The following is a 25,529-nucleotide window of genomic DNA, read 5'->3' as shown; positions in this document are numbered from 1 at the left end:
AAGCTGGTAGGAACCTTGCCCCCAGGCACCTCCCTCACCTCTCCATGCCTATTGCGGTGAGGTTTGTAGCGGGCTGCGAGAACTCATGCAGCGTCTGTTGCCAACCTCCGGTACCGTTCGGCTCTGGATCTTGCGTTATTTCCTTGCCTTATTCGTGCTCGGTCAGATCGTGAATAGCCTCTGCGCAATCCTCGCTTGTGAAGACTGCGTAAGTGCGGTTCCACCGGGACGTGGAGCGCAACAGGGTGGTACAGCCCCGGCACCCGAACTTCTTGAGACGGTCTCAGCGGACAATTGGCGGGCTAGGATTTGCAATATTTTCTTGTTCTACGAGTTGGTGTTGTTGACGACCCTCGTATTATTCGACGACCCGGCGTCTCTACCATCGGCGTGTTGATTGTTGGTCTGTCAACGAGACCAGGCTCGGTGGGCCAGCACCAGGGTTTGCACAATGTCGGCGGCTTCTTACCGTGTGAGAGGAATAAAGCATTTCGAGATTTACCCGTACAGTGCGCCTGGCTATTCGCAGCCCATGCCCCCGTCACCCACTGTTAGGATGCGCACAGTTTCTCCTAGCAGTTGCGCCCACTCCCCCAGTTCAATTGCCCGAACAAGACACTGTTTAGCTCCGAGCACCCACCAGCCGATGTGAGCCAAGCAACATACGAAGAGCAATATCGGTACACTGGCGGTCATGAGTATTGAATACACCACTGATAAAGAAGCTGCGGCACTGCGTCTGATGGACTTCTCCCAATTGTGGGCTGGACGGGCAGACACCTTCGATGCTGAAAACGAGAGCACCGAAGTTGATCGTCGCCAGTTCTTCACCGGCCTGCTGAGCTGCTACAACGTCAGTGATGAAGATCTGCAAACTGCTATTGACGAAGCTGCATCGTTAAATTCCTCCGGCCTGGAGAATCCGGTAGATATTCTCTGGCCAGCAAAGGTGATCGGCCGTGCTGTAGAACCAGGTACCGATCTCGTCGAATCGTTGAACTCCCTGCTCGTAGATATTCCAGAAAGCGCCGACAACCCAAGCCTGGTGGTCGTCACTGACTTCGCTAATATCTGCAAGCTGTCTTTGGCTGACGACTCTGAGACTGAAACGTTCCCGGTTACCGAGCTTCCCGACCGTGTCGAGGACTTCTTCCTGTTCGCCGAAGTTGAGGTTGAAGACGAAGACGACGAGGAAGAAGAGTAAGACTTCTTCCTTCAACGACTCGACGTTGGGTTCACCAACGGCGTTGAGTTAGTTGGTCGCGATCCCGACCCGGTGAATCGCTCCTTGTGTAGCGGTTCACCGGGTTTTGCTATGCGAGGGCTGCGTCATGCAAGGAATCTGGCGAGTCTGGATAACTTGGTTATGCGGTTGGTGTGTTCGGCTGCTTGTTTAGCGTTGTGCCAGGTGGGCACAGTCGGCTGTTTTTAGCTGTGGCTTGAGCAATATTGCTTGCTGTTTGCCCGAACGGGTGGCACTGCTGGTGCCGGAATTGGTTTTTCGCTGTTCCCCGGTCAATACTTCTTGGGTGGTACTGCACTGCTGCTGAAATCATTGTTATGTTGCAAGGTGGTGGGTTGATTCCGCAGCGCTAAGTTGGCGCAAAGGGTGTGCCCGTGAGTCCCGCCCCCTTTCTTGCGGGGAGGTGACACTCGACCAGAAGTGATGGTGCAGTATCGGGGCGCCTTGCGGTTCCCAGAGTTTTCTACCAGCCAAAATATTGATTCTTCGGAGATCCCGGTGGGGGCTCCGCCGCGTGTGAAGGAAATCGTGTCAGAAGCAACCGCGCAACGCGCCGATCAATCGTCAGTGAGCCCGGTGGATCAGATTCCACCCGGGAAAGTGTTATGGCCAATGGCCTTTCAGCATGTGCTTGCCATGTATGCAGGTGCGGTAGCTGTGCCGCTAGTTCTTGGCGGGGCTATGATTCAAGCCGGTCAAATGCAGCCCAGTGATTTGCCGTATTTGATTACCGCCGATCTTCTCGTGGCAGGTATCGCCACTATTTTGCAATGTGTGGGCTTTTGGCGTTTCGGAGCCCGCCTGCCAATTGTGCAGGGCTGTACGTTCACGGCAGTGCCGCCGATGATTATCATCGGCCAAAATTATGGGCCAGCAGCAATCTATGGCTCCGTACTTGCGTGCGGGTTGTTCATGATGCTGATGGCCCCCATTTTTGCCCGGATTCTGTGGATGTTTCCACCGCTGGTCACCGGCACCTTGATCACTATTGTTGGGCTGTCGCTCATCCCGGTGGCTGCCTCGAATATTGCCGGCGGCAACGCGCCCGATGCCGGTTCGATGAGCAATATTGCGCTCGGATTTTTCACGCTCGCAGTGGTGTTGGTTGTGGAACGGTTCGCGCCACCGGCGATGGCTCGAACTTCGGTGCTCATCGGACTGCTGGTGGGCACGATTGTGGCTGCGTTCGCCGGCAAAGTGGATTTGTCCGGGGTAGCTGACGAACAGTGGCTGGGTGTGGCAACCCCATTCCATTTCGGTTTGCCAGAGTTCCCGCCGTCTGCGGTGATTGCTCTGATTCTCGTTGCTCTTGTCACCCTCGTGGAGGCAACCGGTGACTTCCTTGCCGCCGGGGAAATCGTGGAGAAGAAAACCACCCCGCAGCAGATTGCTGATGGGCTACGGGCGGATGGTTTTTCTACCATGCTCGGCGGAGTGTTTAATACCTTCCCTTACACGGCGTTTGCCCAAAATATTGGGCTGCTTGCGATGAGCCGGGTGCGTTCCCGCTATGTTGTCGCTGGATGTGGCGCAATTTTGATTCTCTTAGGGTTGCTGCCCAAGCTGGGGGCGGTCATTGCCGCTATTCCCACACCTGTGCTCGGTGGGGCAACCGGCGCCTTGTTCGGCATGATTGCCGCCAGTGGCATGAAAACCTTGTCGAAGCTGGAAATCAATGAAAACTCGCTCATCGTTATCGCCGTTTCAGTGACGATCGGTCTGCTGCCGGTGATGTATCCCGACCTATTCCAGGAGTTCCCAAGCTGGTTTACGACTATGTTCAACTCCGGTATTACCACCGGTGCATTGGCTGCCATCTTGCTCAACTTGTTCTTCTTCGGTACCCGTCGGGTGCCGGCGAATGCTGGCCGTGAGCTGGCAACAGCCGACACTGCCTATGCGGATGCCTCGATGTATAAGAACGATCCAGCATCCCGCAGCAGCTAGCCGAAACAAGCCGCTGCTGCTGCCATTTGCCCAATAGGGTGTTTGCTTGCAGCAGGCAATCGACAACCCACACTGTTACACCTCAGGTGCCCCTGCAGGCATGTGCCCAATATTGGGCGCTCACCTGAGGTGTTTGCATATTTCGCGCACTGTCGTTGCTTTTCCCGCTGCTTGAAATAGCACGCATCCTGGCAGGTTCGGAAAAGTTTGCCGGCAGGCCACCGAATTGTGTGCCACCCCACTACACTGGTTGTTCGGCGACACTAGCCTCCCTCACACCTGTGGGGTGTGCAGCAGATACCTGATACGCCAGTTGTTTGCCGCAGATGAGGTGTCTAGCTGGTAGGTAGAAGTGTTCTAGCCAGAGGGATTATTGCCCATTGTTTGCTGTTGCTCGGCATGCGGGGCAGCATATTGTTGTCAAAGAAGAGGGACGGTGCAAGGTGCACACACGCAGGACACACGTTGCAGAGCTGGTGCAGCATCATCGGGCAGATCTGTCGTTCCAACAGGCTTGCTATCAGTGGTTGCATGCCCATCCGGAGCTTTCCGGGCAGGAGGCAAACACAGCGGCAACGATCGCGGAATATTTGGAACGGTTTGATTGCGAGATAACCCGCAATATCGGCGGCCACGGTCTCGTTGCAGTGTTCCGCAACGGTAAAGGTCCAACAGTACTGTTTCGCGCCGACTTTGATGGACTGCCCGTCGAAGAGATCACCGGGGTGCCGTTTGCTTCCCAAGAAGTGGCGATCGGCAAGGATGGTAATCCCACAAAAGTGATGCATGCCTGTGGCCACGACATGCACACCACCGCGGCATTGGGGGCGTGCGCTATCCTCGACGAGCATCGCGCCGATTGGCATGGCACAGTGGTCATGCTGTTTCAACCCGCCGAAGAGGACTCTACCGGGGCGGCAGCGATGGTGGCCGACGGTTTGCAGGACATCATCCCCGCCCCTGATGTGTGCCTTGGCCAACATATTGTGCCAGGACCTGCCGGTCAGGTGATGACCATGCCAGGGGCGGCGTTGGCTGCCTGCGATTCGGTGACGATTACGATTTTTGGCCAGTCGGCGCATGGTTCAATGCCGCATCATTCCATTGATCCGACCGTGGTGGCGGCGATGATCATTCTGCGGCTGCAAACTATCGTTGCCCGGGAGATTTCCCCGGAAGATTTTGCTGTCATCAGTGTCGGCACCCTCCAGTCGGGGCACACGAATAACACTATTCCCGGCACGGCTACGTTGACGTTGAACTGTCGGTTTTACGATGACGCGGTCAAGGCCACCGTGTATGCCGCTATTGAGCGGGTGGTGCGGGCGGAATGTGTCGCCTCTGGATGTGTGCAGGAGCCCACGTTTTCCTGGTTCGCCCATGGGGAACTTACCGACAATGATGAAACCGTCTTCAGTGCGGTTCGGCCGGTATTTGATGCGTTGTTTGGCCAAGATTCGGTAACTGCGACCCGGTGGACTGCCAGCGAAGATTTCCCCTTTATTCCGCAGGCTTTTGGGGCGCCGTATCTGTTTTGGACGGTGGGGGTTACCCCCCGGCCACAGTGGCATGCGGCGGCCGCCCAAGGTCAGCTTGAGCAGGTGATTCCGGGAAATCATATGGGAACGTTTTTACCCGATTATGAGCCGAGTGTGCAGGCCTGTACCCAGGCGGCAGCAGCCGCCATCCTCACCTATGTCGCCAATCCGCAATAGCACAACAGACTACGTTCGCGAAACGATGTGCCGCACAGTTGTCCCCCCCCCCAGAGGACTTTCATGCCGTCGTGAAGATTTAGCGTTTTGCGGACAGGTGGCGCTTTGGCATCTAGCGATGGCGTTGTCTTGCTTTGGCCGGTCTCATCCGATCCTGCCAGGGAAGCTTGGTGACCACGGCAATCCCAGCACAGTGGGCACAGTATTCCGCCGCGCAGCGAGTTCCTGTGTCCGCCAGGTTGCCTTAGGGAGGGCAGTGGAGGCTGCACAATAGCGTGATGCCACCGGCAACCAAGTTGGTGCCGGTGGCATCACAGCAAAACCATCCGGTGCCGAAGTGCAACCACGATGATCCTTGTGTCCTGCGGATCACCGTGGCTTGGCCATTATTGGCTGCTCATCGTTTCCGACGCAGCCAGCATCCGGATTGAGGACTTATTACTTCGATTTGCAGCCGCAACCGCAGCTGCCGCCCTGCTTGGCTTTAGCAGCGTCTTTCAAGCCCAAATCGCCACTGATGGTGGAAGGCGCGGAAGCTTCCGCATTGGCTGCTGCTGGTGCAGCCGCAGCAGTGTCCTCAGCTACCGGCGCAGCGGTGGTGTCGGTGCCATGGTTCTTACCACCACAGCAGCCCTCCGATTTCTTGGCGTGATAGTGGGCGCTGACCACTTCACCAAGCTGGTGCACACGAATCATGTTCGTGTTACCGGGAACTCCTGGTGGGGTACCGGCAACCACGACCATCAAATCGCCTTCTTCATACTCGGGCATGGTCAGCAGTGCCTTGTTGACCTGTTCCATCATGTCGTCGGTGTCTTCCACCGTTGGGCAGAGGAAGGTTTCGGCGCCCCAGGTGAGTGCCAGCTGTGAACGGACTGCCGGTTCCGGGGTGAACACGAGCAGCGGCAGATGGCAGTGCAGACGGGCAAGACGCTTCGCGGTGTCACCGGAGGAGGTGAACGCCACCAGTGCGCGGGCGTTTAAGTTCACCGCAATATCGCGTGCCGAGTAGGAAATCACCCCACGGCGGGTGCGTGGCATGTGATTCAGCGGCGGAATTTCACCGGAAGACTCGGCAGTTTGCACGATACGAGCCATCGTCTTCACGGTGAGATGTGGCCACTGGCCAACCGAGGTTTCCCCGGAAAGCATGACCGCATCCGCGCCGTCGAGCACCGCGTTTGCCACGTCGGAGGCTTCCGCACGGGTAGGACGCGAGTTCTCAATCATCGAATCCAGCATCTGCGTGGCGACAATCACCGGCTTCGCGTTTTCCCGTGCAATCTGGATGGCGCGTTTTTGCATCAACGGCACCTGCTCCAGGGGAACTTCCACACCAAGGTCGCCACGGGCAACCATGATCGCGTCGAAGGACAAAATGATCGACTCGAGGGCGTCGATGGCTTCTGGCTTCTCCAGCTTGGCAATCACCGGAACACGGCGACCAACCCGATCCATCACTTCATGGACGAGATCAATATCGGCTGGTGAACGCACAAAGGACAGGGCGATGAAGTCCACGCCCAAATTCAGTGCGAATTCGAGGTCTTCTTTGTCTTTTTCGCTCAACGCCGGCACAGAGATGTCCATGCCCGGCAGGGATACACCCTTGTTGTTAGAGACCGGACCGCCTTCGGTGACTTCGCACACAACATCGTTGCCGTCAACCTCAACACAGACCAGGCCAACCTTGCCGTCGTCGACGAGCAGGCGATCGCCTGGTTTGGCATCCTTAGCCAATCCCTTGTAGGTGGTGGAGACCCGGTCGTGGGTTCCTGGCACGTCATCTACGGTGATGCGTACCCGTTCACCGGTCGCCCAGAACGTCGACCCGTCGGTAAACCGACCCAGGCGAATTTTCGGGCCCTGCAGGTCAGCCAACACACCGACCGCATGTCCGGTTTCGTCGGTGGCTTCCCGCACCCACTGATAGTTCTGCTCATGGTCGCTGTAGTCGCCATGCGACATGTTGAGACGGGCAACATCCATGCCCGATTCGACTAGTTCCACGATGGCTTCTTTGCTTGCCACCGCAGGACCTAGCGTACATACAATCTTCGTTCGTCTTTCCACGATTTCCAATGTAGACCTATCACCCTGGGTTTTGCCACACACCCCACCGAAAAGGTGCGACCATATGCTGCTGCGCAGCAGAAAGCGTGACGAACAACACCCATCAGACATATGCCCGAGCAGGCACAATCAAAAGAAATCGGACATTTTTGTTGTGGGAAAGAGCAACAACACCACAATTGGCGGTATTCGTCACATTTCCCACATCAGCCCCAGACACCCGACCAACAACCCTTCCCCGCCACCAACTCAGCTCCCCAATCGGAGCCCGCCGGGTTGCATGTTCCGGCCGCACACCGCCCCCGGCATCAATCGTTCGCGCCACATACCGACCAGATGCCCCCTGGGTATGGCATCTTCCGCATCCCTTGAGGGAACGCCTGCACAACGAAGATCCTCGATAAAACATTGGCAGGACAACGACCGATGCGGCAGCGGTGGCCAAGCAGATCACCAACGGCTACCCAAGGGTTTCACCCCCACAGCAACGCACCGCATAGTGAAACGCCCACCCATCCGCGCAGGGCGCCACTCATCCCCGGTTGCGGCCAGCTATTCCTACCCCCGCCCCACCCGCCGCCCTGCCGGCGACACAAAATGGCCACCAGCACAACCGGAACAACCGGCAAGGCTGGTGGCCACAACAAGTACCCCTGATCCGCGCTACCCCTTATGGGGTACCATCACCAATACCTGCATCATTTGGTCGCCCCTCCCGACGACCAGCCGCCGCACCTGCTGCAGCAGCAGATTCCGCCCTGCTGCGCAGCTGTACCACCGCCCGACTCGTCGGTGGGGTAACCTCCAGCGGGGTTTCCCGCCCGCGGCGCAACAGTGCAAACAACAGCAAACCTGCCACCACCAGCAACGCTGAGGTGATTGTGTTAATCCGCAGACCAAACACCAGTGTTGCTGGGTCGGCGCGGAACGACTCCACCACAAAACGTCCCAGCCCATAGCCGGCCATATACAGCGCAAAGACGCGCCCATGCCCCAAGGTGAGTCGTCGATCCAGCACGATCAACACCACGCAGCACAGCACATTGCACACCAGCTCATATAAAAACGTTGGATGCACCGTGGCAATCACCTGTCCGGTGGAATGCCCATACATGGTGGATAACGAACCATCCGGACGCACCCGCTGATAAATCTCCAGCGCCCACGGCAGATTCGTCGGATGACCATAAAGTTCCTGGTTAAACCAGTTCCCCAGCCGGCCAATACCCTGCGCCAGCACAATCCCCGGAGCAGCCGCATCAGCCAACGGGGCAAGCGGCAACCCCTTCCGCCGCATCATGATCCACACACACAACACCCCAAAAGCGACCGCCCCAATAATCCCCAATCCCCCATTGGTAACTTTCAGCACATCCCACGGATTACAGCCGTCACAAAAATATTTCTCATGATCTGTGGCCACATGATAGGCGCGCCCACCAATAATGCCAGCAGGCACAATGACGATGACCGCATCGAGAACAACCTCACCCAATCCACCCCGCTTCTGGTAGCGATACTTAGTCAACCCAGCGGCAATAATCACCCCGACAATAATGCACAGCGCATAGGCGCGAATAGGAATAGGGCCGAAATACCACACCCCCTGAGGTGGGGATGGCAACGCAGCAAGTAGCAGAGAATCCATAACGCGCCATTGTAGATGCACCCTGCCACAATCAAACACAGCAGGACCATCTAGCATGCCAAACCCGGACACTCCAGCAACCGACCACCGCACCGTCACCGGCACACAGGGTATGCACCATGGGCAAACACCGCCACGGTAACGCCCCGAAAATCGGGAAACATCTGACCAAGGCCACAAGCAAAGATCACGAGGAAAACCCGCACATGCTTGCCTGGTAACCAGGGATATGCCGCGACGGCTAGTGTTGGAAACTTCGCGCCGAAGGACAGGATGGATGCATCCCAGCCGCAACCAAAGTACGGCACATCGCCGCAGGATCATCACTGGTCACCAAATTCGCACCGATGACTACCGCATCGGCACCCGCCCCGGCATAGCTCATCAAATCCCGCGAGGTGCGCACCCCAGAAAGTGCAATTTTGATGACTTCCTCCGGCAACCCGGGGGCAATATCAGCAAAAATCCCCCGGTTGACTTCCCTCGTCCGCAAATTTCGGGCGTTAATCCCGATCACTTTCGCCCCGCAGGCAATCGCCAAACTCGCCTCATCCGGAGTTTGGATCTCCACCAGGGCAGTCATCCCTAAGGATTCAATCCGGTCAAGCAACGCAGAAAGCCGCGGCTCATCCAGCACGCTCACCAGCAACGGAACCATGTCGGCACCAAAATAGCGAGCCTCATGAATTTGATACGGGTCGACAATAAAATCTCGGCACATAATCGGCACATCAACGACCTGCCGGACTGCCGCCATATCTTCTAATGAACCAGCAAAACGGCGACGTTCAGTGTGACAACTAATCATCCGCGCCCCACCGGCGACATAGGCTTCAGCCAATGCGGAAGGCTGTTCAATGTCGGCCAACAATCCAGTCAGCGGATCGGCACGTTTAATCTCGGCGATCACCCCGCAGCCTTGCGCCCCCAAAGCACGAACCACATCCCGCGGTGGTGGGACCGCTTTACTCATCGCCTTCATATCGGCGAAACTGATCGCCGCTTCCCGTTCCGCCACATCGGCACTCACCCCAGCGATGATCTGTGAGAACACGTCAATCATCTTGGCATCCCCTCGGTGGACCGACCTGTCTGAAAAGGCACATGTGGTGGCACAGCACCTACTTTAAGATCTGGGCACGAGATATAAAAATTTCCGTCCACCACCACCATGCCAGCGATGTTAGCAATCGCCAGCTTATTTACGGGTTTCTCGGTGCTGTATTCGACTGCTCGTCGCTGGTGTGCACAGTGGTTGGGTCAACATCGTGATCCAACGCATCCCACATCAAACGGGGCGAATCGGGTGCTTGCGCTAAATCATCCAACACTGTTTGCTCCGCGCTGCGCTGCTCAAAACGATCAGTCACTACCGCCGGGGTGCGCGGTTGTCGACTACACACCACGGCGCCAACCAGCGCCGCAGCAGCACCGAGCAACGCCACTACAGGCCCTAGCTGGTGAGTCTCCACAGTCTGCAGGTCAGCCCAAGCATTGAGCAGCTGTGGATCGGTGGTTTTCTGGGTGGCAAGACCGTGCACCAAGAGATCTTTTGCCCGTTGCGGATCCGCCCCAGCAACCAGCATGGACATCGGCCGCCAGGAAATCCAGCCGGCGAGTATCGCAGAAAAGAGTGCAACAACACGTTTCGCAGCCGGGCGAACCACAAGTAACGCCACACATGCCGCGGTAAGCCCGAGTGCGACACCAGTCAGTTCTGTTGCCCACGCCCCACCGGAAAGTACCCGGGTGACATCCCCAGCCTTATCGTCAAATGCGGTAACTGTCACCCACGGCAGGCGTGAAGCAATCCACAACAGCAGCGCCCCGACTGCCAACATCACAATCCCTAGCCGATGCCGCGATGATGATGAGGAAGATGCTTGCATGACGTGACGCTCCTTACACAGACCCGGCAGGGTGCGATACCGGTTAGCGATATCAACAACAATGGATCAATTCTATACGGCTTCCAAAAACCAAGCGCACTTCGCCGCCTTTCCAGTGCCCGGCTTCGAGCTTCTTCCCAGGGCGGCGACGTGCAACCCAAACAGCCAAAGAAGAAAGCCATAGTATCCACCACAGTGGGCGTGCAGCTGCAGCAGCGCAACCACGCTGGATGCGCCAAAAAGGCAACAAAGTAGTGATCCACCAAGAATTCATGCCCAATACAGGTCTCCAGGTGTGTGCACCATCGCTGATACCGGTGCCCCACACGGCCGCTTCCAACGATTGGTTAGTGCTGCGATCTCACAATTCGGAATGGGACTTGAGGTAGTAGTACAACGTGCATACTTTATAGGGGCGCAGCCACTCGCCCACCCACCGGCTGGGCACTGGTATCGGCTGCTAGCGGCCAGCCGGGTCGGTGAGCAATGTGGCGGTGTCAAAACAAGATGTGGCACCAGTATGGCAAGCCCCACCTTGCTGGTCGATGGTCAACAGCACCGTGTCGCCGTCACAGTCGACAGCCACCTGCCGCACATATTGGGTGTTTCCTGAAGTCAGACCTTTCACCCAATATTCTTGCCGCGACCGGGAATAGTAAGTGCCGCGACGCGTCGCCAAGGTGTATGCCAAGGCATGATCATCCATCCAGGCCATCATGAGTACCCGTTTGCTGGTGGCATCTTGCACCACACATGGCACGAGACCTTGCTCATTGAAGGTCACCAAGTTGGCGATCGCCGGATCGAGAAGGGCATCAGCTGGCTGTAGGTCACCGTCGAATACTGGCATGATTATCAACCATTTCTTCGCGTAAAAAAGTTTCAATTGGCATTGCAGGCCATCCTGCCGCAATGGTTACTCCAGCACCGACTGCACCTGGGCCGCCTGGGGCTGAGGCTTGGCGGTGTGAATAGGCGCCGCTACTCGTTGCGGCTGCCCGGTGCACCCACCTATGCCAGAGTGGTACGAACCGGATAGCCGGCATCATGCAGGCACGTTTTGACTTCGGCGATGCTAACTTCCCCAAAGTGGAATATTGATGCGGCAAGTACTGCATCCGCACCGGCGGCAATCGCCGGTGGAAAATCGGTGGCAGCGCCGGCCCCACCAGAGGCAATAATCGGCACATCGACTGCTGCCCGGCAGGCGGTAATCAGTTCCGTGTCGAAGCCTTGTTTTGTGCCGTCAGCATCCATCGAATTCAACAGGATCTCCCCCACCCCAAGTGAGGCAGCTTTTTTCGCCCACCACAGGGCATCTATTTCGGCGCTTCGGGTGCCGCCATGGGTGGTGACTTCAAAACCAGATGGTTGCGGCTTCCCCCCAGCTGGTACCCGCCGTGCATCAACGGAAAGCACAATGCATTGGGAACCAAACTGCTGTGCCATTGCTTGCAGCACCCCCGGATCGGCGATTGCTGCCGTATTGACGCTCACCTTATCCGCCCCGGCGCGCAGCAGTGTTCGCACATCATCGACGCTGCGCACACCGCCGCCGACCGTCACGGGAATAAATACTGTGTCGGCGGTTCGCCGCACCACCTCGAGCATGGTTCCGCGTCCCGCGGTGGAGGCGGATACGTCGAGAAAGGTGAGTTCATCCGCGCCGCTTGTTCCGTAGCGGGCGGCGAGCTCTACCGGGTCACCGGCGTCAGCGAGGTTTGCAAAGTTGACGCCTTTGACTACTCGGCCATTGTCAACATCCAGACAGGGGATGACACGCACTGCAAGACTCATGATGATTGATGTGGGTTTCTGTTGGTTTTTTCCGGTTACACACCGCAGCCGATAGGTTGCGGATGGAGTATGTCCATCTGTTGGCTGTGGGAGTGGTTGTCACCGTTGGTGGCAATCGGTGTCAGGTGGAAGAGGGTGGGTGGTTGCTGGTGGTGGGGTGCCGCTGAGCGGTTGTGGTGCGACTGACAGCAGGCGGCTAAGGTGCCGGTTGGGGGTTGTTGTGCGCTGCACCTGCTAGTTAGGAGTGTCCGGCCGGATTGTGGATTCCGCTGACTGCAGCAAGGGCTTCTTGCAGGGTGAATTGTTCTTCGTAGAGCGCTTTGCCCACAATCACCGAGTCGATTCCTTCGTCCAAATATTGGGCGCTTTCAACCACATCGGCAAGGGTGGCGATCCCCCCGGAGACAGTAACGCGAGCATCGGTTGCGGCTGCCACATCACGCAGGAGCGCAATATTTGGTCCGGTGAGCATACCGTCACGTCCCACATCGGTGACGACCAGCCGGGATACCCCTTGGGAATCGAAACGTTCGAGCACTTCCCACAGGTCGCCGCCGTCGGTGGTCCAACCGTTGCCGCGCGCCCGCCATTGTCCGTCGATGAGTTTTACATCTAAACCGATGGCGATCCGATCCCCGTAGGTGCGGATTGCGTGGGCTGTCCAATCCGGGTTGGTAAGGGCGGCGGTGCCAATGTTGACTCGTGCACAGCCGGTCGCTAATGCTCTTTCAAGGCTGGCATCGTCGCGGATTCCGCCGGTGAGTTCCACCGCAATGTCGAGCTGGTTGACAACTTCTGCCATGAGTTCATGGTTGGAGCCGCGGCCAAATGCGGCGTCAAGATCGACGAAGTGTAACCAAGTGGCGCCGGCTTCTTGCCAGCGGATCGCCGCCTCAAGCGGGGTGCCGTAGATGGTTTCGCTGCCGGCTTCGCCCTGGGATAGGCGGACGGCTTGACCGCCGACGACGTCGACCGCCGGCAGGATGGTAAATGCGCTCGTCATGATAATGTTCGCTCTCTGTGCAGGTCTGGTGGTATGCACCTGGTGGGGCGGATGGTGTCGAAGAACGTGATGCTGCGCAAAGCGTCGGGGTGTTCTTATTGCAGGGGCTGGGTGTGGTTGCTACAGGATTCCAACCCAGTTGGTGAGCAGCTGCAGGCCAACTTCGCCAGATTTTTCCGGATGGAATTGGCATGCCCACAGCGCATCGTTGTCGACTGCGGCCACGAATCGGTCACCGCCGTGGGATGCCCACGCGACTTTCGGTGGGGCGATAATGTCGTCGGTTTCGGCAGGGAATTCCCGCACCCCATAGGAGTGCACGAAATAGAAGCGTGCATCGTGGTCGATTCCAGCGAACATCGTGGAGTCGGCGGGTTGTTCTACCGTGTTCCAACCCATGTGGGGTAGCCGATCGCTGTGTAGCCGTTCCACTTGGCCGGGCCACTGGTCACAGCCGCGAGCGGTGATGCCATGTTCATCACCGGTGGTGAACATCACCTGCATGCCGACACAGATCCCAAGTACTGGCCGGCCACCGGCCAGCCGTTGGCCGATCAGCCGTGGCCCATAAATAGCTTGCAGCCCTTGCATACAGGCGGCAAACGCCCCCACCCCGGGAACAACAAGCCCGTCGGCGCCCAGGACTGTATCCGGGTCGCTGGTGACTGTTACCTCAGCACCGGTGCGCACCAGTGCCCGGTAGGCGGATCGAAGGTTGCCTGCCCCATAGTCGAGCAGGGCAACGGTTGGTTTCGTCATCCAGATTCCTTTGAGTGAAAACGTTCACGGGTTGCTGAATTCCTACGATGCGGCGCCGGCCACGTTGGGTTAAAGCGACTGGATGTCAGGCGGCGCCAACATCATCACGGGTCGGCCACAGTAACATTGCGGCGGGCGAAGCGTTCAGGGTTCGCCCAAATTGTAGGCGAGCCGGTCGGCACATGCCTGGTCTTTTGGGGATACCTCCTATTGTGTGAGGGTGATCACTGGCAACGATGTGGGGTTGGGCGGCGATGCACCGGCAGCCAGGCGCACTCTAGCGGTTGTCGCCGTGGTCGAAGCGGCGGAGGAATTTTCGTTCCGCCCGGCCGCTGCGGCCGGCAGCACGCCGGGCTGCCGATTGTTCCGCCCGGGAGGCGTCGCCGCTACTCGTGGAATCGGTGGCTGCCCCTTGCCCGATGCTGCCTGTTTGCTGCCGCAGTTTGCGGTCTTTGCGCCGGAATGCTTGCTGTTTTGCTTTGGCTTTTTTCGCATTCCGGATTTCCACTGTTTCGGTGCCGGTGTCGGCCGTGTCACCAGTCTGACCGGGTTTGCTGGTGTGTCCGATGGGGACGAGTTTTACCCCAGTTTCGGCGACACGTTTCGTGCTTCGCGCCAGATCACCGGCAAAATGCACCGGTTTCTTGGAGGCACGACCCACAGCTTTCGCCCCATAGTAGGCTTTCCGGGCGGCGGGAACCTGTCGCAGCCGGGCACGGGTGTTATTGCGTTCCGCGATACGGTGCCGACCAAGTTGCCGATCAATCCACACACTAAATAGGCCGAAGGCGATAATGCCGGCGGCAACCCCGAACATTCCCGCATAGGCTAACGATCCGGCAACCACCCCAAGTGCGACTGCCCCAATCCCGGTGCCCCCGTCATAGGACATGTTCCACAGGGCTGATGCGTCAGTAACCCGGGAACGGGGCAGCCGAGCAAACATCATCAATAGTGCTTCGTTTTGCACCGCCCCGAAGCCGCCACCGAAGAGGGCGGCCGCAACAATCATCCACCATGGGGAGATACCAAACCCCAAAATCAGTGCCATCAACGCCAAACCAACCACCCCGGCAATCAGCGACGGGAAGGTGGTGACCCCAGCCATGCCGCGCCGGTCAGCAATCAGTCCTGCCGCATAGCGGCACAGCATCTGTGAACCGGCGGCAACCGCCAGCACAATACCGGCAATGGTGGCGCCCCGCGCTGGATCAGCTTGGCCGATTGCTGCCGGCACAAAGGACGACACCGCCCCATATCCCATGGCGAAGGTGCCGACCGCCAACGCGGGAATGGTGATGAGTTTCCAGGTGGCTACCGGCGGCAACCCGCCAGCATTCGCCACATCATGTTTCGGTGCCGGCGCCACCTTCGGCAAGGTGATACAGAGTGCAGTTGCAGCAAGTGCCACCACCGACGCGGTGACATAGGTGAAGGTGAAGCCGACATGTTCGGCTAAATACAGCCCCACCGGCAGCATGATCATTTGCACCAGACCGATCACGAACCCTAATGTGCCAGAGGCTTTCCCCAGCAGCGCTGGAACAACGAGTTCCGCAATAAGCGCAGCCTGCGCCACACAGATCGCCCCAAAACCCACACCCCGCACCGCAGAGATCAGCAGCACCGGCAGCGGATCGACCGAAAACGCATAAAGAAATGACGGCCCGCCCAAAATGAACGCACTGGCTACCATCACCGCAATATAGCCGAAGCGGCGCACCAGCTGCGGGGTGAACCATTGGGTTACCACAGTGGTGGCCATAAAAGCCGCAGTGGTGCCACCAGCCAGGGTCTCCGAGCCGCCGGCTTGGATCACGGCCAGCGGCACCACCGGCAGCAGCAGCGACCAGGAACCAAAGGCGCTAGCAACCGCCAGCAGTGTTTTCAGCATCCCCGGGGTTTTCAACAACGACTGGGATCCGGCGGCAGCCACGGTGTGCAAGGGTTTGGCCACGAGCTATGCAACCTCCCCGATCAGCCAGGTCAGCGCCACCCCGGCGACGATTGCAGCCACCACCGCGGTGACCACCGTCAACCAGATGATGCGCTGCTGCCATGCAGCCCACGCGCCACCAACCAGGAACCCTGCCGCAATAAACAGCAGATAAATCAACCAACTATCGGAACTTGTCGCCTCAGCAGCCGCAGTAACCATCTACAGCACCCCTTTCGTTGACGGAATTCCCACTACCCGCGGATCGGGTTCCACCGCCGCCCGGATTGCCCGCGCCACCGCCTTATATTCAGCCTCGGTGATATGGTGCGGATCACGACCTGAATGCACAATGACATGCAGCGCCAGCTGCGCATGAAAACTTAATGATTCGAAGAAATGCTGATTGATTACCGTCGCATAGTGGCCACCGATCACCGCCACTTGCATCGCATCGGGCTCCCCCCGAAACACTGTGTACGGCCGACCGGAAACATCGACGACTGCCTCCACTAAGGTTTCATCCATGGGCAGCTGACAGGAACCAAAACGGCGAATACCTGCCTTGTCCCCTAGCGCCTGGCGCAGTGCTTGGCCGAGCACAATCGCAGTGTCTTCGACGGTGTGGTGGGCATCGACCGCAATATCACCGGCGGCTTGCACGGTGAGATCGAATAACCCATGCACCCCGAAGGCGTGCAGCATATGGTCGAAAAACGGCAAACCGGTGGCAATATCGCAGCGCCCCGAACCGTCCAGATCAATGCGCACAGTAATGTCTGATTCGCCCGTGGTGCGGCGCACCTCACCAACCCGGGTTGTTGTGTGCGATTCCATGATCGTTGTTGTGATCCTCTCCCCACCACCGGCGACACCACCTTGCAGGAAAAGCATCGCAGGAGCCGGAAATCAAAAAATGAAACTCATGCAAGCGGCAGCACAGTGCATCATCTGCAACTCACCGCACACACAGTGCAGTGTCTACCGGCATACCGCATCGTTGCACCATGGGCATTGGTTCAACCTACCGGGCAACAGGTTATCGCGTCTACCATATAGCCCCGGATAGGCATTGTTTACGGCATAACTGGGTGCAGGACTCGTCGTGCCATCTGCCATCCCACACCAGGTGCTGGGGCAAACCAGACCGAACTACACCAGAGTGAACAACTGGCACCCTCACGGGCGGGTGCCCGTCCCGCTGCTGTGCCGATTTACGCCTTGGTGAGCACCGTTGGGGCGATGGCGGCTGCCGCCGCAAGCAGTGCGTCGTTTTCTTCCGGCAACCCGATTGTTGCCCGCAGATGGCCGGCGACACCCACATCCCGAATGAGCACACCCTCGTCGAGGAATTGCTGCCACACCGCCGCCTGATCGTGGAAGCCGCCAAACAACACAAAATTCGCTTCGCTTGGATGCACCACATATCCCTGGGCAACCAACGCATCCATGACCCGATCCCGTTCGGTGGCGATCGTAGCCACGGTTGCCAAGGTTTCGCTGCTGTGTGTTAAGGCGGCTAACGCAACTGCTTGGGTCAGCGTCGACAAATGATATGGCAGCCGCACCAGCATGACAGCCTCCACAAAAGCGGGGCTCGCCACAAAATAGCCCAGCCGCGCCCCCGCAAAGTCGAAAGCCTTACTCATTGTGCGACTCACCACAAGTTTCGCCGGATACGATGCGATAAGTTCCACCGCCGACGGCGAATCGGAAAACTCCATATAGGCTTCGTCGACAATCACAATGCCAGGGGTGCGCTCCACAATGCGGGCAATGTCGGCTAGTGGCGTGACGACCCCGGTCGGATTATTTGGGGTGGCAATAAACACCACAGCTGGCTGGTGGGCGTCGATTGCGGCAAGCGCTGCATCCATATCGATGGTGAAGTCGTCTTCCTTGCGCGGAATCCCGATAAATTCCGTCAAGGTTCCAGCCGACAATATCGGATGCATCGAATAGGACGGCACAAACCCTACGACTTTCCGGCCAGGCCCGCCGAACGCCTGCAACAATTGCTGCAACACTTCGTTAGAGCCGTTTGCTGCCCACAGGTTCGCCGCACTCACCGCGCATCCTGTCTGTTGTGACACATAGTCAGCTAGGGCGGCACGCAACGCCTCCGCGTCCCGATCCGGATAACGGTTCAGCGTATGACTTGCCTGCTCTACTGCAGCACATAAGTCTGCAACTAGCGCGGCCGATGGCGGGTAAGGATTTTCGTTAGTGTTCAACCGCACCGGGACGGTTAATTGTGGTGCCCCGTAGGCGTGGCTGCCGCGCAGATCCTCCCGGAGCGGCAGATCCGCTACCGTAATCTCTGCACCAGGGGTGGACGATTGTGCTGCCATAGTCGACGTTGTTATCGCTTTCTGCTGGGTTGAAGGGATGGGCACCATGCTGTGCTGGATACGCAGGGTAGCCGCTACTGTGCGAAACGAATAGTGATGGATTCGCCGTGGGCGGGAAGTGCTTCCGCTTCAGCTAAGGTCGTGACAGTATCGGCAATATCGTGCAAAGCCTGCTGGTCATACTGGACAACATGCACAGCTTTTACAAACGTGTGCGTTGACAGCCCGGAGTTAAACCGCGCCGAGCCGGATGTGGGCAGCACATGGTTGCTGCCTGCCGCATAATCCCCCAATGGGACTGGCGCATAGGTGCCGACAAAGATCGCACCAGCATTGGTGATTTGTTGGGCAACAGTCTCCGGGTCTTTCGTATGGATCTCTAAATGTTCCGCCGCATAGGCGTTTGCTGCCGCGATCCCTGTTGCTAGATCACCCACCAGCACGATGCCAGATTGCGGGCCGGTCAACGCTTGACTCACCCGGTCGGCGTTGCGGGTGATGTGGTAACGATCAGCCACTTCCCTGTCGACGGCTTCCGCCAGTTCCCGGCTGGTAGTGATGAGCACGCTTGCCGCAAGCACATCGTGTTCCGCCTGGCTGATGAGATCATAGGCAACATGTTTTGGATCCGCGGTTTCATCGGCGAGAATCGCAATCTCGGTGGGGCCGGCTTCCGCGTCGATGCCCACCACTGATCGGCATAGCCGTTTCGCGGCGGTGACATAAATGTTGCCAGGTCCGGTAATGAGATCCACCGGCTCCAGCACATCTTCGCCGGTGTCATCGCCATAGGCGAGCAGCGCCACTGCTTGTGCACCACCGACAGCCCACACCTCTTCCACCCCGAGCAGATGACAGGCAGCAAGAATTGTTGGATGTGGCCAGCCGCCGTGTGTTGCCTGCGGTGGGGAGGCAACCACCAGCGAATCAACCCCGGCTGCTTGGGCAGGCACCACATTCATAATCACCGACGATGGGTACACTGCATTGCCACCAGGCACATACAGCCCAACCCGGGATACGGGGATAAACCGTTCTTCCACGGTGGCACCGGGGGCAACTGTGACAGTGGTGCCTTGCGGCCTGGTTGCCTCGTGAACAAGACGAACCCTGGCAATCGCCTCGGTGAGGGCAGCCAGCACTTCCTCATCAAGTGATGCCGCCGCATCGGCGATAACTTCTGCAGGTACCCGCAGTGCGGCCGGACGTACCCCGTCGAATTGTTCCCCAAATTCCAACGCAGCTGCAGCGCCCCGTTCCCGCACCGCCGACACAATCGGGGCAACAGTCGCAGTGACGGTCTCAACATCCACCTCGCCGCGCGGTAACACCCGCCGCAGTTCGCTGGTGGTTGGGGTTTTCTCAGTCAAATCTACAAGCGACAACATTGCAATCTTTTTCCTGTGCCTTCCGGGCTGCGCATGCAACACACCGTGAGTAACCTGCCCCAGTGTACTGTGGCTCACCGCGCCGTGAGACAAAACTGGTGAAACACCACAAATCCGTCTCACCTGATGAAACAATCAGTATATTTCACAGCCGCACAGCACAGTGCCACAGCAACAAACCCGCCAGCGGCTTGCTAGGCAAGACGATGACGGGTTACGGCTTAGCGCAGGGTTTGCAATCTGCTTGCAGCGCAGCCACCTATGAGGGGCGAAAACACTACCCCTGGACTGCTGACGTTCGCGGCGTTGCATTGGTCGCTGCTGGCGACGTTTCGGCAAGTATTTGTGGCGGGGTTGCTGATTCTTCTCCGGCATGGCGCCGCACCACCCGGGGGCTTTCGCCAACGAGTGCCACGAGCAGCAAATACACCAGACCACCGATGGATCCGGCCACAAAATAGGAACCCAAACCGATCTGGAACGGAGCAGCAACTGCAACTTCTGCGGTGGGTGCAAGATCGGTGATATCAGGCAGTGGATAATGCAGTTCACTGCCAATCTGGGCACAGGTGACAATCAGCAGCGTTGCAAACAGCCCTAACACCACGATCCGCAATGGCATCACTGGCCGGACCGCCGCCCAAAACCACAAATGCCCGGCGATAGCCACAGCCAAGATCGACGCCAACAGCACACACCACACCGTGGCGGTGAATTCCGGCTGCGTCAGTGGATCATCGATTACCCGAAATTCGCCCTGTTCCCCTGGGGTGACGAGATAGGTTGGCCGAAACCAGCCGACTATCAGCCCCAAGATCACAGCACCTAAAACGCTGCCGATGATGGTGCTTCGCCAAACACCGAGATCGGTGTGCCATGCCCGATACCACCACGAGGTGGTGTTTGCTGCCTTTGTCATAGCTAGCCAATCTAACAAATACCTGCCACAGTTGGCGGCTTTGGCAGGGTTTCCCCGGTACAGCGGTCGCTGTTGCCCAAGTCCGCAAGGATGGGCGCACGCCAGCCCACACCACGGACACACCGCCACCCCACCTGCACCCCTGCCACATGACGCACCCCTAGCACGACACAGCTACAACCCGCTTACCCACCCGACGGCAGGGGCAAGACGATGCGGGACAGACGTTTTAGCGTTGGTCGAGATAGCTGGAGTCCACTTCCCCATGGCGGGAACAATAGGCTTGCCACCCATCTGGTCGGATCTGCACGATCATTCTGCGTCCACATATTTGGCAATACCGTGGCGCCTCGAGTCCTGCACGCGCCGATGGCGACAGGTGGATAGTTTCTCCCTTGGCGATTTCCTGGCCAGTATTGGGGTGAAATACTGGCCGCTCCCCGGTGAGCAGCGCAGCTGCTAATTCTTGGGAATCAGTGCGCTTCACAACAACTTCCTTTTCTTTTCCCAACAGGGTTGTAGTGTGCCCAGCAGCGGATCATGAACTGGGCTTTGCAGTATTTGGTTGCAACACATGCAAGGGTTGCACAGCACATCGCGTGTAGGCTGCCCGAAAGCTACTGCACACCGCAAACATCGCCTAGTCGAGGCGCAATACGGCAGCGACCCGGCAGCCGATAGCTATGCATTCTTCCAATAACAGGTCTTCCCCGGCACGGGTTGACTGCGCGGGGAAAACCTACCGAAACCGTCGCCTTCGGCGGCATGCTACCGGCGGCGACGGTATCCAGCTACGGTTGTTACACCGTCGAGTTCAAAGCTTTGATTGGCAGCCGCAACTTACCCACCATGTCGAGGTCACGTTCTTGTGGACGCCCCAAGGTGGTCAGGTAGTTGCCGACAATAATCGCATTGATACCGCCAAGCATGCCCTGCTCCGCACCTAAGTCGCCGAGGGTGAGTTCCCGACCACCGGCGAAGCGCAGAATTGTCTTCGGCAGCGCCAACCGGAAGGCGCCGATACATTTCAATGCCTCTGCAGCTGGCATTACTTCCTTGTCGGCGAACGGGGTTCCGGGGCGGGGATCCAGGAAGTTCATCGGCACTTCGTGAGGATCAAGTTCGGCAAGTTCGGTAGCAAACTCGGCGCGTTGTTCGGGGGTTTCGCCCATCCCCAAAATGCCACCGCAGCAGACTTCCATTCCGGCTTCTTTCACCATCTGCAGGGTGTCACGACGGGTTTCCCAAGAGTGGGTAGTCACCACATTTGGGAAGAAGGATCGGGCAGTCTCCAGATTGTGGTTATAGCGATGTACCCCTGCTGCCGCTAAGCGATCAACTTGCTCTTGCGTCAAAATACCAACAGATGCAGCAACGTTGATGTCGACTTCCTGTTGGATTGCCCCAACTGCTTCGATGAGCTGATCCATCAGCTTCTCGTCGGGTCCTTTCACCGCTGCCACAATACAAAATTCGGTTGCCCCAGTTTTCGCGGTCTGTTTCGCGGCATCGACCAATGCCGGGATATCCAGCCAGGCGTTGCGCACCGGTGACTGGAATAAACCAGATTGGGAACAGAAGTGGCAGTCTTCGGGGCAGCCGCCAGTTTTCAGCGAAATAATGCCTTCGAGTTCGACTTCTTCACCACACCACTTCAACCGTACTTCATGGGCTAAAGCGAGGAGCTCTTCGATTCGGTCATCTGGCAGTTGCAGAACTTCGAGGACTCCATCCTTCGACAGCCCTTCACCACGGTCGAGCACTTTCGCGCGGGCACGGGTGAGGATGTCGGGAGTGTCTTCGCCAGTGGTAGTCGTCATCAATACTCCTAAAAGCTTCGCAGGTGAGGTGGTTTGTAAAACAGCATCCGTGGCTGGGCAGTGTTCAACCACAATGCTGACCATCGTTCAACCAGCATATAGTCCAATACTGAACAGTGTTGTGGAAATGCGCCGAAATAGTGAAAAATCACCGCTCCTCCCCACCAGACACAGCCATTACAGCTCCAGTTCCCCTGCTACCCCGGTGAACAATATTCTGCAACAACACCGTGGAACAAAAATGCAGACTACCCATCGATCCGCAAACTTGTTCCAGCAGTAACCACCCTCACCTGGGTTTTCAGCAGTCTGCTGTAGCAGACCACAATCGCTCCACTGGGACACACCATACGACAACACCACCAGCGATCGGCCCGTGAGCGACCGTCTGCTGGTGGTGTTGCGTATCGATGTAATGAATTTGGTAGTTCAAAGCAGGCCAGCGGCTACCCCGCTTAAGAGGTGTCCGCTGGCCTGCTTGTGTCGTTACGCTGCTAGCCCGCCACTATGTTGAAGCTTGTTAGCAGTCTAGTGTTCACACAAATGTGCTTACTTCAAGGTGCATACGCGCCACTTGCCGTCTTCCTTCTTGAAGGCCTGCGGTGTAGACACTGGGTAGGAGTTCGGTTGGTTCACCGAAACCGTCACAGTACCGGAAGCAACATCGCCGTCGACCTTGACGTCGTTGAGTTCAATTTCTGGTGCAGGAATTTCTTGACCGGTGTTCCGGATTGCGTTGAGCAGCAATACGCGGGACTCCAGAACCTGCTGCGTTTCTGGGGCTTCCCGATCCGCTGCACAGAAGTATTCGCGGATATCAACATTCGGGTCGAGCGAGTTGACGTTGCGTTCCAGCTCGAGAAGTTCATCGACCAGGGCTTGGTCGGCCGGCGCACCGTTTTCGACGGTTTTCACCGCTGCTTTTGCAGCTTCAATTTGCTGCTTGAGCTCTTCACTGTACTGCTCTTGTTCCTCCGGACTCAAGGTTTCGGTGGCAGTTTCGGTGGCGGTTTCGGTGACGGTGACATCATCGTCTTTGTCCGCAGTGGAGGTCTTCTCCGACTTGGTGGTTTTGTCCTTGTCTTTGGACTTCGTCTCAGTGGAGGTGGTCGTTGACGTGCTCGAAGCTGTGGTGGTGGTTGCAGCCTCGTCATCGGATCCGCAGGCGGTGAGCACCAGCGGCACCGCCATCGCCGAGATAACCAGGGCTTTCTTCACAGACCCGAAAGTGCGCATGGATGTACATTCTCCTTCAGGATGGGTGCAACGCACACCATCGTTTGTAACGTGCAAACGGAAACGTTGTCACCTGCCAGCGCCTTGACTTCCACAGTTGTCGGGCAATGTCGAAGTTTTCATGGCAGCAATCAGCAGGCACACGTATTCTAGCGCGCTTATTTCGCTGGCAATAGCACGTATCCGCAACAAGCAACGAGTCGGTAGGCACACCTAGATATTCCCAACTAGGCACTATTCCTTGCCCCATTTGTTACCATTTCTGCTGCTCATTGCAGTATTGCTTAGCAACAGTATCGCTTGATGCAAGCCGTTATTGCCCCTTCTGCCAGCTGTGGGCAGCCAACTGGGGGCATAAGAATTGATACCGTTTAGCAACCAAAATCTCAGCGGCTTCTCACGGTTAGCCCACTGCTCGACCCCCTCAAATGCGGGTAGATTGTCGCCCTGGACAGCAAGAGTGCTGCCTGCCGATGGGTCAAGTTCGTGCTTGCCACGCAATGGATAGCAGCTGCAGCAGTGTGGGGAAAGTTTTTCCAACACCTTCGCCCTAATAGTCACCCACTCAGCTAATGTTAAATCGTGCAATTAACCCGGGAGATTATTTCACAAGCCGCCATCGAGATTCTCGACACCTATGGTCTCAGCGACATGACGATGCGACGTCTTGCCAAGCAGCTCTCCGTCGCTCCCGGCGCACTCTACTGGCATTTCCCTTCCAAGCAGGAACTTATTGCCGAACTAGGCCTTATTTTGCTGGCCCCGGTGATTTATCCGCAACTGCCCGATAGTGAAGAAAAACAGCAGCTGGTTCGTCGAATGCAGACGAATCATCCACAAATTGCGATTCCGCTACATTCTGCTACCGACCCCTTGGAACTGAGCCTGCGGTTGCGATCAACATTGTTGGCGCACCGTGATGGTGCCGAGCTCGTACTTGCAGCATTATCGAAGCCACAGTTACGAACTGATTTGGAACAGGCGTTTCTCTCAACGTTAGACAAGGTTGCCTCCGATCCGGCACTGCAAGGAATGTGTGCGGCAACGCTGGTGCATTTCGCCTTTGGGGCGGTGTCTCATGAGCAAGCGGTTGCCCAGCTTTGTAAGGCAACGGGTGAAAGCACCCCGAATACTACTGATGCTGCAAGTGTCGAGGATCAGTTTGCGCAAGGCGTGAAGATGATTGTTACCGGCACCGCCGCGTTGCAGTAGGAGCAGGTGACTTGCAGCAACCAAGCACTGTGGTAACTGTCCTAGCCGGTTAAGGTATGCCTCCTCTGCTCGTTGGAACCAACCCGGGGCATAGTCTGGCGCTCGACAGCGCAGAGGTGCGCAGTGGTCGGCGCTGTATTGATTCCTTCCTTATACCCCGGTTCAGCCGCTAGGGGATGCAGTGCGCTGCCCACCTCATGCAGGGGTGAGGGACACCGCGGCTCAGATCCGCCGAATTCGACCAAGCTGCAGGCACAATGGCTCCTCTCGCGAGTTTTCCACAGATTACGCAACCGGAATTGTTCGTCTACAGCCCATCCAGAAAATGTTTCACTGGGGACAGACTGTTCGGGGCTGTATCCCACGTATTGAGACGCCAAGGATACGGGCGCAAAGTATGCAACACCGCGCCTCACCAGGACGGAAAACCGACCAGCATCGCCTCAGTCAGTGACTAAGTTTTCCACCTATCTGTGAAGGTTTTCTGCGCAACACCATCCGGTAAGTAATACCATTACAAGGCCACTTTCCTCACCACTATTGCTCACAAAACTAGCAGGTCATACAATGTTTCTGCCGCCGACGGCAAATGT

At 57.5% G+C, this 25,529-nt stretch carries 21 protein-coding genes; 4 read left to right on the top strand and 17 right to left on the bottom strand.

The window, feature by feature from the left end; translation table 11 throughout:
• Positions 1 to 694: 694 nt before the first annotated feature.
• From CCHOA_RS02750 to CCHOA_RS02740, 3 genes are all read left to right on the top strand, one after another.
• Positions 695 to 1,204: a type IIL restriction-modification enzyme MmeI gene (locus CCHOA_RS02750; RefSeq protein WP_123926576.1), complete on the top strand. Its 510-nt coding sequence runs from the start codon at positions 695 to 697 to the stop codon at positions 1,202 to 1,204.
• 567 nt (positions 1,205 to 1,771) lie between these two features.
• The gene (locus tag CCHOA_RS02745; RefSeq protein ID WP_206425815.1) at positions 1,772 to 3,190 is read left to right on the top strand and encodes a nucleobase:cation symporter-2 family protein; all 1,419 of its coding nucleotides are present in this window, start codon (positions 1,772 to 1,774) and stop codon (positions 3,188 to 3,190) included.
• Between the two features lie 443 nt (positions 3,191 to 3,633).
• Positions 3,634 to 4,905 carry an amidohydrolase gene (locus CCHOA_RS02740; RefSeq protein ID WP_123926570.1) on the top strand — a complete coding sequence of 424 codons (1,272 nt, stop codon included), beginning with the start codon at positions 3,634 to 3,636 and terminating at the stop codon, positions 4,903 to 4,905.
• A gap of 438 nt (positions 4,906 to 5,343) precedes the next feature.
• Here the strand turns inward: CCHOA_RS02740 and pyk are convergent, their stop codons facing one another.
• From pyk to CCHOA_RS02655, 17 genes are all read right to left on the bottom strand, one after another.
• On the bottom strand, positions 5,344 to 6,978 hold the full coding sequence (gene pyk, locus CCHOA_RS02735; RefSeq protein ID WP_245992179.1) for a pyruvate kinase: 1,635 nt from the start codon (positions 6,976 to 6,978) through the stop codon (positions 5,344 to 5,346).
• Positions 6,979 to 7,648: 670 nt separating this feature from the next.
• Positions 7,649 to 8,617, bottom strand: a complete 969-nt coding sequence (lgt, locus tag CCHOA_RS02730) for a prolipoprotein diacylglyceryl transferase (RefSeq protein WP_206425835.1) — start codon at positions 8,615 to 8,617, stop codon at positions 7,649 to 7,651.
• A gap of 250 nt (positions 8,618 to 8,867) precedes the next feature.
• Positions 8,868 to 9,689, bottom strand: coding sequence for an indole-3-glycerol phosphate synthase TrpC (gene trpC, locus CCHOA_RS02725; RefSeq protein WP_123926564.1), 822 nt, complete (start codon positions 9,687 to 9,689; stop codon positions 8,868 to 8,870).
• 139 nt (positions 9,690 to 9,828) lie between these two features.
• Positions 9,829 to 10,515: a TIGR02234 family membrane protein gene (locus CCHOA_RS02720; protein ID WP_123926562.1), complete on the bottom strand. Its 687-nt coding sequence runs from the start codon at positions 10,513 to 10,515 to the stop codon at positions 9,829 to 9,831.
• A 460-nt stretch (positions 10,516 to 10,975) separates the two neighbouring features.
• Positions 10,976 to 11,365 (bottom strand): phosphoribosyl-AMP cyclohydrolase, encoded by a 390-nt coding sequence (hisI, locus tag CCHOA_RS02715; protein ID WP_123926559.1) that lies wholly within the window; start codon positions 11,363 to 11,365, stop codon positions 10,976 to 10,978.
• 161 nt (positions 11,366 to 11,526) lie between these two features.
• On the bottom strand, positions 11,527 to 12,312 hold the full coding sequence (gene hisF / locus CCHOA_RS02710) for an imidazole glycerol phosphate synthase subunit HisF (protein ID WP_123926556.1): 786 nt from the start codon (positions 12,310 to 12,312) through the stop codon (positions 11,527 to 11,529).
• Positions 12,313 to 12,550: 238 nt separating this feature from the next.
• The gene (priA, locus tag CCHOA_RS02705) at positions 12,551 to 13,315 is read right to left on the bottom strand and encodes a bifunctional 1-(5-phosphoribosyl)-5-((5-phosphoribosylamino)methylideneamino)imidazole-4-carboxamide isomerase/phosphoribosylanthranilate isomerase PriA (protein WP_123926547.1); all 765 of its coding nucleotides are present in this window, start codon (positions 13,313 to 13,315) and stop codon (positions 12,551 to 12,553) included.
• A gap of 120 nt (positions 13,316 to 13,435) precedes the next feature.
• Positions 13,436 to 14,074 (bottom strand): imidazole glycerol phosphate synthase subunit HisH, encoded by a 639-nt coding sequence (gene hisH / locus CCHOA_RS02700; protein WP_123926544.1) that lies wholly within the window; start codon positions 14,072 to 14,074, stop codon positions 13,436 to 13,438.
• A 277-nt stretch (positions 14,075 to 14,351) separates the two neighbouring features.
• The gene (locus CCHOA_RS02695; protein WP_245992178.1) at positions 14,352 to 16,031 is read right to left on the bottom strand and encodes an MFS transporter; all 1,680 of its coding nucleotides are present in this window, start codon (positions 16,029 to 16,031) and stop codon (positions 14,352 to 14,354) included.
• A 3-nt stretch (positions 16,032 to 16,034) separates the two neighbouring features.
• Positions 16,035 to 16,232: a hypothetical protein gene (locus CCHOA_RS02690; protein WP_123926541.1), complete on the bottom strand. Its 198-nt coding sequence runs from the start codon at positions 16,230 to 16,232 to the stop codon at positions 16,035 to 16,037.
• A complete protein-coding gene (hisB, locus tag CCHOA_RS02685) occupies positions 16,233 to 16,847 on the bottom strand; it encodes an imidazoleglycerol-phosphate dehydratase HisB (protein ID WP_123926538.1) in 615 nt (204 codons plus the stop codon).
• A gap of 377 nt (positions 16,848 to 17,224) precedes the next feature.
• Positions 17,225 to 18,361 (bottom strand): histidinol-phosphate transaminase, encoded by a 1,137-nt coding sequence (locus tag CCHOA_RS02680; RefSeq protein WP_123926535.1) that lies wholly within the window; start codon positions 18,359 to 18,361, stop codon positions 17,225 to 17,227.
• 74 nt (positions 18,362 to 18,435) lie between these two features.
• A complete protein-coding gene (gene hisD / locus CCHOA_RS02675; protein ID WP_123926532.1) occupies positions 18,436 to 19,749 on the bottom strand; it encodes a histidinol dehydrogenase in 1,314 nt (437 codons plus the stop codon).
• A 277-nt stretch (positions 19,750 to 20,026) separates the two neighbouring features.
• A complete protein-coding gene (locus CCHOA_RS02670) occupies positions 20,027 to 20,668 on the bottom strand; it encodes a hypothetical protein (protein WP_123926529.1) in 642 nt (213 codons plus the stop codon).
• Positions 20,669 to 20,897: 229 nt separating this feature from the next.
• Positions 20,898 to 21,155 carry a biotin synthase auxiliary protein BsaP gene (gene bsaP, locus CCHOA_RS02665; protein ID WP_123926525.1) on the bottom strand — a complete coding sequence of 86 codons (258 nt, stop codon included), beginning with the start codon at positions 21,153 to 21,155 and terminating at the stop codon, positions 20,898 to 20,900.
• A 313-nt stretch (positions 21,156 to 21,468) separates the two neighbouring features.
• The gene (gene bioB, locus CCHOA_RS02660; protein ID WP_123926522.1) at positions 21,469 to 22,488 is read right to left on the bottom strand and encodes a biotin synthase BioB; all 1,020 of its coding nucleotides are present in this window, start codon (positions 22,486 to 22,488) and stop codon (positions 21,469 to 21,471) included.
• Positions 22,489 to 23,037: 549 nt separating this feature from the next.
• A complete protein-coding gene (locus CCHOA_RS02655; protein WP_123926519.1) occupies positions 23,038 to 23,724 on the bottom strand; it encodes a hypothetical protein in 687 nt (228 codons plus the stop codon).
• Positions 23,725 to 24,306: 582 nt separating this feature from the next.
• Between CCHOA_RS02655 and CCHOA_RS02650 the strand changes: the two genes are divergently transcribed.
• The gene (locus CCHOA_RS02650; RefSeq protein WP_123926516.1) at positions 24,307 to 24,936 is read left to right on the top strand and encodes a TetR/AcrR family transcriptional regulator; all 630 of its coding nucleotides are present in this window, start codon (positions 24,307 to 24,309) and stop codon (positions 24,934 to 24,936) included.
• Positions 24,937 to 25,529: the final 593 nt, after the last annotated feature.

The organism is Corynebacterium choanae (assembly GCF_003813965.1).
GTDB classification, from domain to species: Bacteria; Actinomycetota; Actinomycetes; order Mycobacteriales; family Mycobacteriaceae; genus Corynebacterium; species Corynebacterium choanae.
This window is presented reverse-complemented; position numbering and strand designations above follow the sequence as displayed.